This is a genomic window from Ureibacillus sp. FSL K6-0165 (assembly GCF_038004285.1).
GTDB classification, from domain to species: Bacteria; Bacillota; Bacilli; order Bacillales_A; family Planococcaceae; genus Ureibacillus; species Ureibacillus thermosphaericus.
In genome coordinates, this window is sequence record NZ_JBBOQS010000001.1 from 1064933 (window position 1) to 1081277 (window position 16345).

Genomic DNA, 16345 nt, shown 5'->3' on the forward strand with positions numbered 1-16345 from the left:
TCGGCCGGAACGGAGAACAACGTTTTCCATAAAAAATCGTCACTTCATGAAAAATCATAAGTGACGATTTTTTATTAGCTAGGGTTTTGTCCCAAGCTCTTAGTAGTTTATTCTATATCTTCTAAATAGGCATTCAATTTTCGTATTACATCTCGATATATTCTTATTTACCTTTTCGCAAAATTGATTCCTTGCAAGGTATTAATTAGACTTTGTAGCCTATTTTGGATAACTATAAGATTGTGATCAACATTGATGTAATTTTCTCCTTCTGTGTTAGTATGATGCTTAATCTGCTCAAGATTTTTTATTATTGAGTCAATAAGTAATAATATATCTTCCTTTTGTCCCTGGATATAATCTCTTTCATCTTTTATAAGCTTGACCAGATAATCTAATATGATATGTTGACCGTTATTATTCATTTTAAAAGCCCTCTTTCCAATTTAATATTGTCGGAAAGCTTGTCACATCAACCTTTAGAGGACTGTGCCATAATTGGTGTCGAATTTGGTTCCCAAAATGGTGCCATTCGATAAATTCGGTATTACCTAACGAATGTTCAAATTAGCAAAACCTTGATATATCAACATTTTTCAAATGTTAAAGGTCTTATCTTTATCAAATAAAATTCAGAAAATCCTCTGTTTCACCTTAACAGGGTGGAGGTCGCTGGTTTGAGACCAGTCGGAATCAACGAGATGAAAAGTCATAAATCCTTGAGATATAGGGCATTGACCTATTTACATGTTCAAAAGTTGAGAGTCGATCGAGTAGTGGAAACAAAAGATTGATTATTGAATCACCCGCCAAAGTGATGGAAAGGTGCGTAAAAATGTTAGGGGAAAGTAATGGAATGGCGTTTAAAAGTGATTGAATCCCTAGCCAAAGTGATGGGAAAGTGCTTAAAAGTGATTGAATCCTTAGCCAAAGTGATGGGAAAGATCCCAGAAGTGATTTAAATCCCCAGCAAAAGTGGAGGAATCAATCGATCCTAGAAGTAACCTATCAAATTTGCAGCAATCGGTGAATGACCGATTGCTTTATGTGCGCCCGGCATGTACATGAACTATAGGGTGTAAGTCCCGAACCCCGAAGACAGAAGTAGAGGTTAGCTCAACGCAAGGGTGTCCGTGGTGACGCGGAATCTGAAGGAAGCTGGAGGCAAAACACCGGTCCGAGGAACACGAACCTCATATAAGGCTAGGTATGATTGAGTGAGTTTGCGTAACAAAACAAAGCTCTTTCTGTCGAAGGTCATATCGAGTAAATGAGGCGGATAGATGGTGTGAAAGTGCATGTACTTACCCGGGGAGGTCTGGCGGATATGTGAAGTACGCTTCATAACCTACTTAGTGATAAGTAGCTGAACCGTCAGAAGTCAGCAGAGGTCATAGTATTAGTTGGTTTAGAACTACTAAGAAGGACCGAACAATTAAGAGAGAATAGCCCTTGGCATTCAGTGAGTCATGATGAACACAGAAAACGTAGTACCTCACTTGAGGAAGGAAGCGGTGAATCCCGTGGGAGACCTCTTGGAGGGTGGAGTGACCACTGGCATAAAGAGAACAGCTATTCACGGAAGTTATGAAAACTTGCGTCAATTATCTTAATTGAACCGCCGTATACGGAACCGTACGTACGGTGGTGTGAGAGGACGGGAGTTAATCGCTCCCTCCTACTCGATTTTTAATTGATTCTCCTCGAGGCTCTACCAACCTTACTCATCCAGGTCATAGATAAAATATGATACCAAAATGATTGTTTTCCTCTTCTCTTATTAGCTCCAAATCCTATAGGCCTATTACAGTTTACGTTACCATTTTTTGTTCATCAATCTAGTCCGTTTGTAAAAGTAGAAAATTACTGAATCAGCTTTTAAATCTATTTTACATACACAAATTTCGAACAAAAATCCGGATGTATAATTTATTTTTTCAAAATCCTCAACATTCATTACCTCCTGTGGCTATTAGGTAGAGGGGTTTCCTCTCTGACTATATTGCAGAAGGTAATTCGTATGGACGAATTAGTAAAAATCAATTATGGAAATCAACGACCAACCGTACTCGGTCGTGATTTACATGAAGCCTTGGAAGTAAAGACCGCTTATAAAGATTGGTTTCCAAAAATGTGTGAGTACGGATTTGAGGAAGGATCTGACTTTAGCTCATTTTTGAGTGAAAGTACTGGAGGCAGACCAAGCATTGACCATCAGTTAACAATTGACATGGCAAAAGAGTTGTGCATGATACAGCGTACTCCAAAAGGGAAAGAGTGTCGTCAATACTTTCTTGAAATAGAAAGAAGATGGAATTCCCCAGAAGCAATCATGGCAAGGGCACTTCAGATTGCCAATCAACAGCTAACACAAGTAAGGAAACAAAATAAAGTGCTTGAAGGTACGGTTGCTGTTCAGAATCAGCAAATTGCAGAAATGAAACCAAAAGTCTCCTATTATGATGTGGTTTTAAATTGCAAAGACCTCATTTCTACATCAGCAATTGCCAAAGATTACGGCAAGTCAGCTATTTGGATGAACCGCTATCTTAATAAAAAGGCATCCAATTTAAACAAGGTGGCATCTGGCTTTTATATCAGAAGTATGCAGAAAAAGGCTATACCTGCACCAAGACACATAGCTACATTGGTAGTAACGGTGAACTGCATACAAAAGTCCATACATATTGGACTCAAAAAGGCAGACTCTTCATTTACGAACTGTTGAAGGCAGATGGTATTTTGCCGCAGATAGAAATGGAGGGTGTGTAATGGGAATTGATAAATTTAATCATGAAGGATACCATGACCCAACTCCCCATGAGGCGCTGACCAACATAATAAGAAAGAAAAAGGCAGAGAAAAAATCTGCCTTTAAGCCACTTGTACATGTTTGTTCTCCCTATTCCGGTGATGTAGAAGGAAACATTAAAAAGGCTCGCAGTTTTTGCAGGTTTGCATTAGATCAAAACTGTATTCCGATTGCTCCCCACCTTATGTTTCTACAGTTTATGGATGATGAAAATCCAGAGGAACGGGAACTTGCCATATTTATGGACATCGTGCTTATGGGCAAATGCTCCGAGGTTTGGGTGCTAGGCAATACCATCTCAAGCGGTATGGCAAGGGAGATTGAAGTAGCCAAGAAACGCAGACAAACGGTCAGATATTTTAGTCCAGAGCATGAGGAGGTCGAAAGCTTATGAAAATCGCTGTGGGCAACAGCCGGATGGACAAGAAATGGAAAAACAAAGATATCTCCTGGGAGGAATTTTGCTCCCGTGTAAAGACGACGCAACGCACTACGGAAACAGTAGAAGAATATCGGAAACTTAAAAAGGGTCAGCAAGATGATATCAAAGATGTGGGCGGCTTTGTCGGAGGACATTTAAAAGAAGGAAGGTGAAAGAAGGGCAATGTTCTCTGCCGTTCTTTACTTACCCTTGATATGGATTATGGTAGACCGAATATCTGGGAGCAAATCAGTATGCTTTTCGATTTCAAATTATTGTTACATTGCCTGAAGCAACACGGGTATTTGAAGCTCAGAGACTGGGTGATGACCTAAATAGAGCGGGAATTAATAATAAATGGTGGGTGGTTAATCAGTGCCTTTCATTGACGAATACTAAAAATAGTATGTTAATAGCTCGCGCTGATGCTGAAAAGCAATGGCTGGAAAAAGTTAAGCAAATAAGTGCTGATAACTTTGTTGCAATCCCCTGGTTTCAGGATGCATCAATTGAAAATTTAATGGACTTTTCTGGAGGTAGTAAAAGCGATGAATAAAAGTGATGCTGGCTGTTGCTCTTGTGGCAGTGATTGCTGCGGACAAGAACAGGAAAAAAGGCAGATTATAATTGATTTTCTTTATCTCGACCTAAGTGTATGTAAGAGGTGTCAAGGAACTGAAACTAACCTCTATGATGCAGTCAATGAAGTATCTACAGTATTAAGTGAGGCAGGATTTGAGATAGTAGTTAATAAGATTAATTAAATTCGAGGGAGTTAGCCATTAAAAACCATTTTTTAAGTTCTCCAACAATTCGTGTAAATGCCAGGGATATTGCTCTTGAGGTTAAGGAATCTTCCTGTAAGGAATGTGGGGATCTGTGTGGTGACTCTGTGGATTGCAGGGTTTGGGTGCAGGATGGTATAGAGTATACGGAACCTCCAAAATCCATGATTATCAACGCAATTTTGAAAGAAGTTTATAGTGGCCATGGTTCAATCCCTTTATCAAATGATAAATATGAAATCCCACAAAACTTAATTACATTTTTTGATAGCTTAGAAAGAAAGGGGGATTGATTTACATGAGTAAGGAACGTAATAGTGGAATTGGATTTTTTGAAAAGTACTTAACCGTATGGGTTATTTTATGTATGTTTGCAGGGGTATTGATTGGAAAGTTTTTACCCGGAATCCCAGCGTTTTTAGGACGTTTTGAATATGCAAATGTTTCAATACCTATGGCGATTTTAATCTGGCTTATGATATATCCAATGATGCTAAAAGTAGATTTTCAAAGTATTAGAAATGTAGGAAAAAATCCTAAGGGGCTTTTTGTTACATGGATAACTAACTGGCTGATAAAGCCTTTTACCATGTTCGGCATTGCATGGCTGTTTTTCTTTGTAATTTTTAAATCTCTAATTCCGGCAGAATTGGCACAAGACTATCTTGCGGGAGCAATACTTCTTGGAGCGGCACCGTGTACAGCGATGGTATTTGTATGGAGTTATTTGACTAAAGGCAATGCGGCTTATACCGTCGTGCAAGTAGCAACAAATGATCTTATAATTCTCATAGCTTTCACGCCCATAGTTGCGTTTCTTCTAGGTGTGGGCGGTGTAACCATACCCTGGGACACTCTTGTTTTATCTGTAGTATTGTTTGTTGTTATCCCGCTGACTGGTGGTATAATTACCCGTAATTACATCACAAAAAAGCGAGGACTCGATTACTTTGAAAAGAGTTTTATACCGAAGTTTGGGAATATCACTACCATAGGTCTATTGCTAACATTAATAATAATCTTTTCATTCCAGGGCGATGTAATTCTGAATAATCCACTTCATATTGTTTTAATTGCTATACCATTAATTATTCAGACTTTCCTAATCTTTTTCATTGCATATCTAGCAAGCAAGGTTATAAAACTACCTCATGAGATAGCAGCGCCTGCTGGTATGATTGGTGCTTCTAACTTTTTTGAACTGGCAGTTGCCGTTGCGATTGCATTGTTTGGAACACAAAGCCCAGCTGCACTTGCTACCATTGTAGGGGTTCTAACAGAAGTGCCTGTTATGTTGATATTAGTAAAGATAGCGAATAATACAAGGCACTGGTTTCCAGAAAAAAGCTAGAAAGGAGGTAATGCTTAATGAGTAATAAACTAAAGGTCGCATTTATATGTGTTCATAATTCATGTCGAAGCCAAATAGCCGAGGCACTTGGTAAGCACTTTGCAGGAGATATATTTGAAAGCTACTCTGCTGGCACAGAAACAAAACCTCAAATTAACCAGGATGCTGTGCGCCTAATGAAAGAGCTTTATGATATAGATATGGAGAAAACTCAACATTCAAAGTTGCTTGATGAAATACCTCCAGTAGATATTGTTATTACAATGGGGTGTAATGTGGAATGCCCTTACCTTCCATGTAAACACAGGGAAGATTGGGGGTTGGATGATCCTACAGGTAAGAGTGATGAGGAATTTAAAAAAGTAATATCAACAATAGAAACAAAAATAAAAGAGTTAAAAGCAAAACTAAAGTCATAATAATTATAACGCCAATTACAAATCTAGTAGTTGGCGTTATAATTATATATGTCGATATGTTCCCGCCTACCGATAGTGCAAAAAGTGCCTTTGACTTGTTTCCGACTACCGACAATGTAAAAGACATCAATCCACCCCGCTCGTTGCATGTGGAGTGCGTGGTATTGATGTCAAGGGTTGAGAAATAAAGATACTTTAAGCACTTATAGATAAAGGGTTTCCTGACATTGAATTTTTCTCATGACATCTTTGTCGAGGACGTTAATGTCGGGAAACCCTTATTTTTATTCTTTGAGGAAACATGTCAACTACCATGAAAGTGATAGGGGTTGAGTTGATAGGTTAGATTTTTTATTGGGGTTGAGAAGGCAGGATAGATAATTAAAGGTTCTTTGTCAAATGGTGTTGGTGAATAAATTTTAGTGACATTATTTGGTGATGTGTAATCGGATGGCTTAGGGGAAATTCGAGGTTCCCCTAAGCTGTTTTTATTTTCGCTAAGTTTTGGGTAATGAATATGCGGTTTCTAAAGTGATAGAAGGATCGATAACCGAAAGAAATGCGTTTAATCACTTTGATTTTGTTATTAATCCCCTCTAAAATGCCGTTATTATAATCGTACTTTAGCGTATTCTCGACGTAATTGATGTATTTGTTGATTGTCTTGATGGCGGTTTTCATATAGCTGGAAACGATATTTTGTTTATTCTCTAATGTTTTCTTTAGGAGCTCAAAGTCTTTGATTTTTATGCAATGTTGCACGTATTGATATAACTCATAGGACGCTTTTAATTCAGAATCTAAATCAATGAGATAGTGGAGAATCTCCACCTCACACATATGCTTTTTAAAGCAACGATGATATTTATAGTTCTTATAATCAAGTTTTGTTTGATCTTTCAGAAGGAGCTTCCAGTATGTTTTCAATTTATTGTAATTCTTTTTATCCCGATTCATGACGTTGATGCGCGTTTTGTTTAAAGCTCTGCTAAATAGTTGGAGGATATGGAATTTGTCGAGTACGATTTCCGCTTTAGGGAAAACTTCGTGAATTAAGGAAATATAAGGGCTGTACATATCGATGACAATCGTTTTTACCGCATCTCTCGCCTTCTTGGAATACCGTAAGAAATACTCTTTGAGGACATGTAATCTCCGGTCCTCCACGATATCCACAATCTCCCCCGTTTCAGAGTCGCAGAAAATAAAGGACATCGCTCCAGCTGCGATTTAAACTCATCAAAACACAAATGCTTTGGAAGGTAGTGAACATTTGGTTGATAGTAGCTATAAAAGCTGTCAATGACACGACTGACAGTGGCATGAGAAACATGATGTTTCATCGCAATATCTTTTTCGGATATCTCTACCTTGAAGGTGATGACGCTTCCATGGCAACTTAGGCACCTTTAAATGCTGCAAGGCTGATGAGTGAAGCCTTTCTAATTGTATCGTGCTTGATCCTTTTGGTGGTTCAGGAAGCACACTGATTGCCTGTGAGCAGACAGATAGAATCTGCTTATGATGAATTTTTAAAAATTGAAGACGAAGTGCAGTTCAATTGTCCAGTCTTAATTACTTATGGAGAGTATGACAAGACAGGTTACGTGAAAAAATATTGTCATAACTGGGCAAAGAAAACGGGATATCCGTTAAAGGAAATAAGTAATGCATCGCATAATGCAAATTATGATAACTATGAAGAATTTAACGAGTTACTAATTTCTTTTGTGCAATCATTATAAATAATATTTTGCAATTGAGCACAAATGTAGAACAATTAAATAATTTGTTGAAGCCCAGAAAATAATCTGGGTTTTTGTTCGTACAAAATCTCATAAATAAACTTAATATTTTTTTGTGGGAGGTGATGGTAATCGGAAAACTAGAAGTATACAAGCCAACGATTTTTAAAGCGGAACAATCATACTATGACAAAGAATCGGCAGACCATGCAGTAAACTTTATTAACTGTTTAAAGCATACAAAAGGTGAATGGTTTGGAAAAAACTTTGACTTGATAGATTGGCAGGAGCAGATTATTCGGGATGTGTTTGGAACGATAAAGCCGAATGGATATCGACAGTTTAATACAGCCTATATTGAGATAGCTAAGAAACAGGGAAAATCAGAACTCGCCGCTGCGGTTGCCTTACTTTTAACATGTGGTGATTTTGAACATGGTGGAGAAGTGTATGGATGTGCTGCGGATAGGCAACAAGCATCGATTGTATTTGACGTTGCGGTTGATATGGTGGAGCAATCACCCGCACTTAAGGCACGATTTAAACCGGTTCTTTCACAAAAAAGATTGATATATAAGCCATTGGGTAGTTTCTATCAAGTGTTATCTGCAGAGGCTTATACAAAACATGGATTGAACGTTCATGGGGTTGTATTTGATGAACTTCATGCACAGCCAAACCGAAGGCTATATGATGTTATGACCCACGGTTCAGGAGATGCAAGGAAACAACCATTGTACTTCTTAATTACAACAGTGGGAAATGATCAACATTCAATATGTTATGAAGTACATCAAAAAGCAAAAGATATACTTGAGGGAAGGAAAATAGATCCTACATTTTATCCCGTTATCTATGGCGCAGAAGAAGATGATGATTGGACGGACCCAGAGGTTTGGAAGAAGGCAAATCCATCACTAGGAATTACAGTTGATATTGAGAAGGTCGAACAAGCATGTGAAAGTGCGAAGCAGAATCCTGCTGAGGAAAACCTGTTTAGACAGTTGCGACTGAATCAATGGGTAAAACAATCTGTCAGATGGATGCCAATGGAAAAGTGGGATAGGTGTGGTTTACCAGTTGATCCTGAAAGTTTAATTGGCAGGGGGTGCTATGCAGGTTTGGACTTATCATCAACAACAGATATCACAGCATTTGTTTTAATCTTTCCACCAGAATATGAAGATGATAAATATGTGATATTGCCATACTTTTGGATACCAGAAGAAAACATCAGGCAACGTGTAGATAGAGACAGGGTGCCTTATGATGTGTGGGAACAACAAGGATATATGCAAACAACGGAAGGAAATGTTGTTCATTACGCTTATATTGAAAAGTTTATTGAAGAATTAGGGCATAAGTACAACATTAAGGAAATCGCATTTGACCGTTGGGGTGCAGTTCAAATGACCCAGAATTTAGAGGGGTTAGGATTTACAGTAGTTCCATTTGGACAGGGATTTAAAGATATGAGTCCATCATCAAAAGAATTAATGAAGTTAACACTAGAAGAAAAGCTAGCGCATGGTGGGCACCCAGTTTTACGTTGGATGATGGATAACATTCATGTTCGGACGGATCCAGCTGGAAACATTAAACCAGATAAAGAAAAATCAACGGAAAAGATTGATGGTGCGGTGGCAACAATTATGGCACTTGACCGAGCGATAAGAAGAAGCGGAACAAGTGATTCTGTTTATGATGGTAGAGGATTGATTGTGTTCTAACGTTAAGGAGGTGATGTTCATATGCGGTGGTTTACAAATTTGTTTAAAGCAAGGGACAAACCACAAAACTATTCATTTGGAAGTAACTATAGTTTCTTTTTCGGAAATTCTAGTAGTGGAAAATCCGTTAATGAATTTACTGCGATGCAAATGACTGCAGTGTATTCATGCGTACGTATACTAGCTGAAGCGGTAGCAGGTTTACCACTGCACTTATATAAGTACACAGATACAGGTGGGAAGGAAAAAGCAATATCCCATACCTTATATTTTTTACTTCATGACGAACCAAATCCTGAGATGAGTTCATTTGTGTTTAGAGAAACATTAATGACTCATCTTTTATTATGGGGAAATGCGTATGCTCAGATCATTCGCAATGGAAAAGGGGAGGTTATTGCACTTTATCCACTTATGCCAAATAAAATGTCAGTCGAAAGAGATACGAGAGGTAATTTATATTATTTATACACAAAAACATTTGAAGAAATGAACGGGTCGGAGGAGACAACTGTTGCATTAAAAGCTGAAGATGTACTTCATATACCCGGACTTGGTTTTGATGGTTTAGTTGGATATTCACCAATTGCGATGGCTAAAAATGCAGTCGGTCTAGCAATGGCCACTGAGGAATATGGTGCAAAGTTTTTTACTAATGGAGCGGCACCAGGTGGTGTCTTAGAACATCCAGGAACTATCAAGGACCCCCAAAGAGTAAAGGATAGTTGGAATAAAGCTTATCAAGGTTCAAGTAATGCCCATCGAGTTGCTGTATTAGAAGAAGGGATGAAGTATCAAGAAATCGCAATTGCACCCGATCAAGCACAATTTCTAGAAACAAGAAAATTTCAGATTAACGAGATTGCTCGAATTTTCCGAGTGCCACCACATATGGTCGGTGACTTGGAAAAGTCGAGCTTTTCTAATATAGAGCAACAATCATTAGAATTCGTTAAATACACACTTGATCCATGGGTTATTCGGTGGGAACAAGCAATTAGTCGTTCACTGTTTACTAAAAGTGAAAAGAAAGCATACTTTGTGAAATTTAATGTAGATGGATTGCTTAGAGGTGATTATGCTTCACGAATGAGTGGCTATGCAACAGCAAGGCAAAATGGCTGGATGAGTGCTAATGACATTCGTGAACTTGAGAATTTAGACCGAATACCGGATGAACTTGGAGGAGATTTATATTTAATCAATGGGAATATGACGAAACTCCAAGACGCAGGTGTGTTTGCAAAGAAATATGAAAAGGTGGAAACCGAAGATGAAGAAGTTTTGGAACTGGACAAAGAATAATGAAACTGACAAACGAACCCTTCATTTATATGGGGCAATAGCAGAGGAAAGTTGGTTTGATGATGAAGTCACACCATCTGCCTTTAGGGATGAACTCGTGCAAGGCAAAGGTGATATCGAAGTTTGGATTAATTCTCCGGGGGGTGACTGTATTGCAGCTGCACAAATTTATAACATGTTAATGGAGTATCCAGGTGATGTCACAGTCAAAATTGACGGCATTGCCGCATCGGCAGCATCTGTGATTGCGATGGCAGGCACTGAAATTCAAATGTCACCAACGTCCCTAATGATGGTTCATAATCCGTTTACTGTTGCAATTGGTGATAGTGAAGAAATGAAAAAGACGGTGTATATGCTTGATGAAGTAAAAGAAAGCATTATTAACGCTTATGAAATTAAAACAAGTTTATCAAGAAATAAACTATCGGAATTAATGGATGCTGAAACGTGGCTGAATGCACATAAAGCAATTGAACTGGGATTTGCGGATGCCATTATGTTCGCAAATGGTAAAGATGAAAACCAACCTGAAAATAGTTTCGTTTTTAGTAGGCGAGCAGTTACAAATTCACTGTTAAACAAAATACAAAAACCACAAGTAAAACAATCAGTTGAGCCGCTTTATGAGCGGCTTAATTTATTGAAATATTAGGAGGAAATCAATATGAATAAAATTTTAGAATTACGAGAGAAGAGAGCAAAAGCATGGGAGGCAGCTAAAGCATTTGGTTTCAGATGAATTGTTAAATGATAGTGTGTTTAATTTAGAGAACTATATTTCAACTGAGTTTGCTCGAAGAATTGGTGCTAAAGAGGAAGAGGCATTTCTTGTAGGTAATGGCGAGGGAAAACCGACGGGAATCTTTAATGATACTGGCGGTGCTGAACTTGGAGTAACAGCAGCATCTACCACAGCTATTACTGCAGATGAGATTATTGATTTAGTGTTTTCTTTGAAGGCGCCTTATCGTAAAAATGCAGTATTCATTATGAATGATGCAACAGTAAAAGCAATTAGAAAATTAAAGGATGGCCAAGGACAATATTTATGGCAACCATCATTAACAGCGGGTACGCCAGATACTTTATTGAATTGTCCAATCTATACATCAGCTTATGCACCTACAATAGCGAGTGGAGTGAAGTCGATTGCTTTCGGTGATTTTGGTTACTACTGGATTGCGGATCGTCAAGGTCGTTCATTCAAACGATTAAACGAATTATTTGCAACGACAGGTCAAGTTGGTTTCTTAGCCAGTCAACGTGTCGATGGAAAGTTGATCTTGCCAGAAGCAATCAAAGTCTTACAACAAAAATAATAAAGGGGTAGAGTGCGATGGGGTATAACACTAAAAATTATACAGAACAAGGCGGAGAGAAAACGGTTATTGGTGGAGAGCTTGTTATTGAAGAAGGAGCGAAGGTTACTGGCCTTCCTTCTTCTTCAAATGAAAAAATGGCAAATCAATCTGATAGTACAGCAAAAACAATAGAAGACTTAGTTGCGGATTTTAATGCATTACTATCGAAATTAAAAACATCTGGTTATATGTCAGAAGAATAAAGGTGGCGAAAGTAATGACATTACTAGAAAAAGTAAAGGCTAATTTAATACTCCAACATGATAAAGATGATGCTTTAATAGAAATGTACATCACTGCCGCCATTTCTTATGCAGAGAGTTATCAACATATTAAAGAATGCACATATTTAGATGAGAATATGCCCGCGACAACGGAACAAGCGGTTATCATGTTGGCATCACACTTTTACGAAAGTCGAGATGGCAGTACAGGTGGATTTTTCGCAGATAGCGCACTTGCTGGAGAGCAAGTTTGGAAAACAGTCAACCTTTTATTAAGGCTAGGTAGAGATTGGAAGGTATAGCGTATGAGTTTTGGTAAAATGCGTACATTTATCGATATCGTAACACGTGAAATTGTAAAAGATGAAGAGTCTTTCAGTGAAGAAACCGATATAATCCTAGCATCTGTGACAGCATACAAAGAAGAACGCTTTGGTAGTAAGACTTGGGCAAATAGGGCAGCCTTTTCTGAAGCGAATTCGTTATTTCGTTTTAGAAACATTCCCGATTTAACCATTAAACCGAAAATGTTTATTGTATGTGATGATGGGCGATATGAAGTAGTAAGCGTTGATAATGTGAAAAATAGAAATATGTATATCGAGGTTTTAACAAAAAAGGTGGTGGCAGCAGATGGCTAAAGTTAATATTAAAATGCCAGAAGAATTCTTGATGAAGATATCTAGATTGGGAAGTAAGACAGATGAAATCGTTCCGAGGGTTCTAGAAGCAGGGGGAGAAGTGGTATTAGATAAAATGAAGTCCAATTTAAGTTCGGTAATTGGAAAAGATACAAAACTGCCAAGTAGATCAACAGGTGAATTAGTATCTGCATTAGGAGTATCACCCGCCTTAGTTGACCGCAGGGGAAACCACAATGTTAAAGTAGGGTTTAATGAACCGAGTAAAGACGGGGTGAGCAATGCTAAATTAGCAAACATCATCGAATATGGAAAATCTGGACAACCTGCAAAGCCATTTTTAAAACCTGCAAGAAGAACATCAAGACAGCCTTGTATGGAAGCAATGATTAAAAAATTGGAAGAAGAAGTGGAAAGTATATGAGTGTACTAGCCGAAGTGACTCAAATTGCAGAACAATGTGGTATTCCAGTTGAAACCGGTATCTTTTCTGATACTGCTCCTGATTTATATATTGTCATAACACCGATTGTAGAGATGTTTGAATTACATGCGGATAATTTCCCGAAGTACGATGTTCAGGAGGTTAGAGTTTCGTTGTTTTCAAAAAAGAATTATACATCAATTAAAAATAGTTTAGTCCGTACTCTTTTGGGTGCGGACTTTTTTATTACAGATAGGAGATATATCGGGCATGAAGATGATACTGGTTATCACCATTTAGCAATTGATGTAGCAAAATATTATGAATTTGAAATGGAGGAATGATTCATGGCAACTATCGGATTGGATAGACTTTATTATGCAAAAATAACAGAAGGAGAAAATGGTGATGAAACCTATGAAACTCCTACTCCTTTAGCAAAGGCGATTAGCGCTGAATTATCTGTTGAGTTAGCTGAAGCAACTTTATATGCAGACGATGGTGCGGCTGAAGTGATTAAAGAATTTCAAAGTGGAACATTATCGCTTGGTATTGATGATATCGGTGTGGCCGCAGCTAGTGATTTAACTGGGGCAACAATTGACGATAACCATGTCTTAATTTCAACAAGTGAAGATGGTGGAGATCCAGTTGCAATTGGTTTTAGGGCGAAAAAGGCAAATGGAAAATACCGATATTTTTGGCTATACCGAGTGAAATTTGGTATTCCAGCAACAAACCTTGCGACAAAAGGAGATAGTATTACTTTCTCTACTCCAACAATTGAAGGCACGGTTTTACGGAGAAACAAACTTGATGGGCAAGGAAAGCATCCATGGAAAGCTGAAGTGAGCGAAGGTGATGATGGGGTAAACCAAGAAATTATCACCGGTTGGTATAGCGAAGTGTATGAACCAGTATTTGCTGCTGGAACTGAAGGATAAAAGGAGTGAACAATTATGACGAGTGAAAGAAGTGCAAAGATATCAATCGGTGGTTTGGACTATGAATTAATCTTAACAACTAAAGCGACAAAGGAAATTGCAAAAAGGTATGGGGGCCTAGAAGATTTAGGTGAAAAGTTAATGAAAGCTGAAAACTTTGAGATGGCTTTAGATGAAATTGTCTGGTTAATTACCTTACTTGCCAATCAAAGTATTTATATCCATAATCGATTGAACGAAGAAAAGAAAGAATTGTTAACGGAAGATGATGTGGAACTGTTAACATCTCCTGCTGAGATGGCAACTTTTAAAGATGCAATTATGGAAGCAATGTTTAAAGGGACAAAACGATATATTGAGTCGGAGGAAACCGATACAAAAAACGAAGTGGTCGAGTAAACGATGAAGAAATGTTTGCTCGACTTATTTATTATGGAGTCACGCAGCTAAAAAGGACTAAAGAAGAAGTGTGGTTAATGCCTATTGGCCATTTACTTGATCAATGGGAAATCCACAAACAATTCACAGGTCTCACAAAACCTAAAAATGAACTTTCAATTGATGAAGTTATTCCATATGGTATTTAAATATAAAGTTTCTACTAGTACCTCAAATCAAAGAGGTGCTTTTTTACTTGTTATGGATAGGAGGTGGCAGTATGGCAGACAATTTTGGTCTTAAAATTGGTGTTGAAGGGGAACGAGAATTTAAGAAATCTCTACGGGAAATTAACCAAAGTTTCAGAGTGTTAGGCTCAGAAATGAAATTAGTGACATCAGAATTCGATAGAAATGATAAATCTATTAAAGCAATAACAGCAAGAAATGCAGTATTGAATAAAGAAATTGATGCACAAAAGGAAAAAATATCAACGCTAGAAAAGGCCCTTGCCAATGCTGCTGAATCCTTTGGAGAAAATGATAGAAGAACACTTTCTTGGCAAACCCAGTTAAATAATGCGAATGCTGAGTTAAATAACTTAGAACGTGAACTGAAGGACTTACAAGAAGAAGTAAAGAATCTTAATCGAGAAAAAGTAGAAAAACTTGTGAATGGTTTAAAAACAGCTGGTGAAATTGCGGGTAAAGTATTGGTGGCAGGTTTAAAAGCAGCTGCGGCTGCCATGGCGGCAATTGGAACTGGGGCAGTCGCATCAGGTAAATTTATTAAGGACTCTTTAAATGTTTACGGTGAATATGAAGATGCCATGAAGCAAGTTCAGGCAACAATGGGACTTACAGGCGAAGAAGGGGAAGAAGCCTTTAATAAATTATCTCAAGCAGCAAAAGATGCGGGAGCAAGTACACGTTTCTCGGCATATGAATCAGCCGAAGCGTTAAATTATCTAGCTTTAGCGGGATATGATACAGAACAGGCGATAGGAGAACTTCCAGGTGTGCTTACACTTGCTGCCGCGGGTGATATGGATTTAGCAAGAGCATCTGATTTAGTGACATACTCGATGGCTGCCTTAGGTCTTGAAATTGCTGATATGGATTTGTATATGGACAAAATGGCAAAGACATCACAAAAGTCCAACACAGATGTACAGCAATTAGGGGAAGGTATACTTGTTGCAGGTGCAACAATGAAAAATGCTGGGCAAGATTTAGCTTACGTGACTGCCGCCACCGTGCCTGGTCATCGTATTTTGATGGAGCGAATCGAGCGTGTTCAACAGCGAGTAGGATATTCTCCTAAAGAAATCGTGTTAGACGCTGGCTATTATAACGCCCGACTAGCAAGAGAATTAGAGAAAAAAGGGATTTTGGCGTATATGTCGTATCGACGTTTTCATCGAAAGGAACATCCCGATTGTCGTTCCGTAAAGTTCCAGCAAGTCACAGACGATGTGTATGCGTGTCCCTGTGGTGTAAAGTTCACGTATTCCACGTCCACCCGTTCTGGATATCATGAGTACAAACCAGCAGTAAAAGGAAGTTGTGTGGGATGTCCTGCCGCAAAAGGCGCAAAGGATCGTGTATTTCGAGTTTCCGTTCATCAAGATATCTACGAACGAATGCGGAAACAACGATTATCGATGAGAGGAAAAGTGTTGCGATCGGTACGTCCATCGACGATTGAGCGAAGTTTCGCCGAAAGCAAAGAACTCCACGGTCTTCGTTTCACACGATACCGTGGAGTCCAGCAGAAGGAGTTTTGACAAAGGATGTCAAATA

The 16345-nt window shown here is 38.4% G+C and carries 22 protein-coding genes and 3 pseudogenes; 23 read left to right on the plus strand and 2 right to left on the minus strand.

Annotated features, from left to right (window positions below):
* Nucleotides 1–167: 167 nt before the first annotated feature.
* Nucleotides 168–425, minus strand: a complete 258-nt coding sequence (locus tag NST00_RS05200) for a hypothetical protein (RefSeq protein WP_340709709.1) — start codon at nt 423–425, stop codon at nt 168–170.
* Nucleotides 426–1469: 1044 nt separating this feature from the next.
* On the opposite strand from NST00_RS05200, the gene NST00_RS05205 reads away from it, so the two are divergent.
* The 9 genes and pseudogenes from NST00_RS05205 (at nt 1470) to NST00_RS05245 (ending at nt 5788) form a co-directional block, all read left to right on the plus strand.
* Nucleotides 1470–1613, plus strand: coding sequence for a hypothetical protein (locus NST00_RS05205; protein ID WP_172597784.1), 144 nt, complete (start codon nt 1470–1472; stop codon nt 1611–1613).
* A gap of 407 nt (nt 1614–2020) precedes the next feature.
* A pseudogene (locus tag NST00_RS05210) lies at nt 2021–2772 on the plus strand (phage antirepressor KilAC domain-containing protein).
* On the plus strand, nt 2772–3206 hold the full coding sequence (locus NST00_RS05215) for a DUF7768 domain-containing protein (RefSeq protein ID WP_340709710.1): 435 nt from the start codon (nt 2772–2774) through the stop codon (nt 3204–3206). The pseudogene NST00_RS05210 and the gene NST00_RS05215 overlap by 1 nt, the downstream one beginning before the upstream one ends.
* Nucleotides 3203–3406 carry a hypothetical protein gene (locus NST00_RS05220; protein WP_340709711.1) on the plus strand — a complete coding sequence of 68 codons (204 nt, stop codon included), beginning with the start codon at nt 3203–3205 and terminating at the stop codon, nt 3404–3406. The genes NST00_RS05215 and NST00_RS05220 overlap by 4 nt, the downstream gene beginning before the upstream one ends.
* Nucleotides 3407–3516: 110 nt before the next feature.
* On the plus strand, nt 3517–3789 hold the full coding sequence (locus NST00_RS05225) for a hypothetical protein (protein ID WP_340709712.1): 273 nt from the start codon (nt 3517–3519) through the stop codon (nt 3787–3789).
* Complete coding sequence (locus NST00_RS05230) at nt 3782–3997, plus strand: DUF2703 domain-containing protein (RefSeq protein ID WP_340709713.1); 216 nt, start codon at nt 3782–3784, stop codon at nt 3995–3997. The genes NST00_RS05225 and NST00_RS05230 overlap by 8 nt, the downstream gene beginning before the upstream one ends.
* A 47-nt stretch (nt 3998–4044) precedes the next feature.
* Nucleotides 4045–4311, plus strand: coding sequence for a DUF2703 domain-containing protein (locus NST00_RS05235; protein WP_331855312.1), 267 nt, complete (start codon nt 4045–4047; stop codon nt 4309–4311).
* A gap of 5 nt (nt 4312–4316) precedes the next feature.
* Nucleotides 4317–5369 (plus strand): ACR3 family arsenite efflux transporter, encoded by a 1053-nt coding sequence (gene arsB / locus NST00_RS05240; protein WP_340709714.1) that lies wholly within the window; start codon nt 4317–4319, stop codon nt 5367–5369.
* A 17-nt stretch (nt 5370–5386) separates the two neighbouring features.
* Nucleotides 5387–5788 (plus strand): arsenate reductase ArsC, encoded by a 402-nt coding sequence (locus tag NST00_RS05245; RefSeq protein ID WP_014097261.1) that lies wholly within the window; start codon nt 5387–5389, stop codon nt 5786–5788.
* 477 nt (nt 5789–6265) lie between these two features.
* Here NST00_RS05245 and NST00_RS05250 read toward each other — a convergent pair whose 3' ends face one another.
* Nucleotides 6266–7003 (minus strand): ISL3 family transposase, encoded by a 738-nt coding sequence (locus tag NST00_RS05250; protein WP_340709715.1) that lies wholly within the window; start codon nt 7001–7003, stop codon nt 6266–6268.
* 220 nt (nt 7004–7223) lie between these two features.
* Here NST00_RS05250 and NST00_RS05255 point away from each other — a divergent pair.
* From NST00_RS05255 to NST00_RS05320, 14 genes and pseudogenes are all read left to right on the plus strand, one after another.
* Nucleotides 7224–7307, plus strand: a pseudogene (locus NST00_RS05255) (hypothetical protein); the annotation flags it as partial.
* Complete coding sequence (locus tag NST00_RS05260) at nt 7279–7533, plus strand: alpha/beta fold hydrolase (RefSeq protein WP_340709716.1); 255 nt, start codon at nt 7279–7281, stop codon at nt 7531–7533. The pseudogene NST00_RS05255 and the gene NST00_RS05260, both read left to right, overlap by 29 nt.
* A gap of 125 nt (nt 7534–7658) precedes the next feature.
* Entirely contained in the window at nt 7659–9263 is a 1605-nt protein-coding gene (locus tag NST00_RS05265; RefSeq protein ID WP_339289642.1) for a terminase large subunit, read from the plus strand.
* Between the two features lie 21 nt (nt 9264–9284).
* The gene (locus NST00_RS05270; protein WP_339287811.1) at nt 9285–10568 is read left to right on the plus strand and encodes a phage portal protein; all 1284 of its coding nucleotides are present in this window, start codon (nt 9285–9287) and stop codon (nt 10566–10568) included.
* Nucleotides 10537–11223, plus strand: a complete 687-nt coding sequence (locus tag NST00_RS05275; RefSeq protein WP_339287813.1) for a head maturation protease, ClpP-related — start codon at nt 10537–10539, stop codon at nt 11221–11223. The genes NST00_RS05270 and NST00_RS05275 overlap by 32 nt, the downstream gene beginning before the upstream one ends.
* A gap of 73 nt (nt 11224–11296) precedes the next feature.
* The gene (locus NST00_RS05280) at nt 11297–11890 is read left to right on the plus strand and encodes a phage major capsid protein (RefSeq protein WP_445286344.1); all 594 of its coding nucleotides are present in this window, start codon (nt 11297–11299) and stop codon (nt 11888–11890) included.
* Nucleotides 11891–11907: 17 nt separating this feature from the next.
* Nucleotides 11908–12135 (plus strand): Head fiber protein, encoded by a 228-nt coding sequence (locus tag NST00_RS05285; protein WP_339287815.1) that lies wholly within the window; start codon nt 11908–11910, stop codon nt 12133–12135.
* 14 nt (nt 12136–12149) lie between these two features.
* Nucleotides 12150–12458, plus strand: coding sequence for a head-tail connector protein (locus NST00_RS05290; protein ID WP_339287817.1), 309 nt, complete (start codon nt 12150–12152; stop codon nt 12456–12458).
* 3 nt (nt 12459–12461) lie between these two features.
* Nucleotides 12462–12797, plus strand: a complete 336-nt coding sequence (locus tag NST00_RS05295; protein ID WP_339287819.1) for a head-tail adaptor protein — start codon at nt 12462–12464, stop codon at nt 12795–12797.
* Nucleotides 12790–13221, plus strand: coding sequence for an HK97-gp10 family putative phage morphogenesis protein (locus NST00_RS05300; RefSeq protein WP_339287821.1), 432 nt, complete (start codon nt 12790–12792; stop codon nt 13219–13221). Before NST00_RS05295 ends, NST00_RS05300 begins: the two co-directional genes overlap by 8 nt.
* Nucleotides 13218–13565: a hypothetical protein gene (locus NST00_RS05305; RefSeq protein WP_339287823.1), complete on the plus strand. Its 348-nt coding sequence runs from the start codon at nt 13218–13220 to the stop codon at nt 13563–13565. Before NST00_RS05300 ends, NST00_RS05305 begins: the two co-directional genes overlap by 4 nt.
* Before the next feature lie 3 nt (nt 13566–13568).
* Nucleotides 13569–14165, plus strand: a complete 597-nt coding sequence (locus NST00_RS05310) for a major tail protein (RefSeq protein ID WP_061114365.1) — start codon at nt 13569–13571, stop codon at nt 14163–14165.
* Nucleotides 14166–14180: 15 nt separating this feature from the next.
* A complete protein-coding gene (locus NST00_RS05315) occupies nt 14181–14564 on the plus strand; it encodes a hypothetical protein (RefSeq protein WP_057995373.1) in 384 nt (127 codons plus the stop codon).
* A gap of 259 nt (nt 14565–14823) precedes the next feature.
* Nucleotides 14824–16317: pseudogene (locus NST00_RS05320) on the plus strand (phage tail tape measure protein); the annotation flags it as partial.
* Nucleotides 16318–16345: the final 28 nt, after the last annotated feature.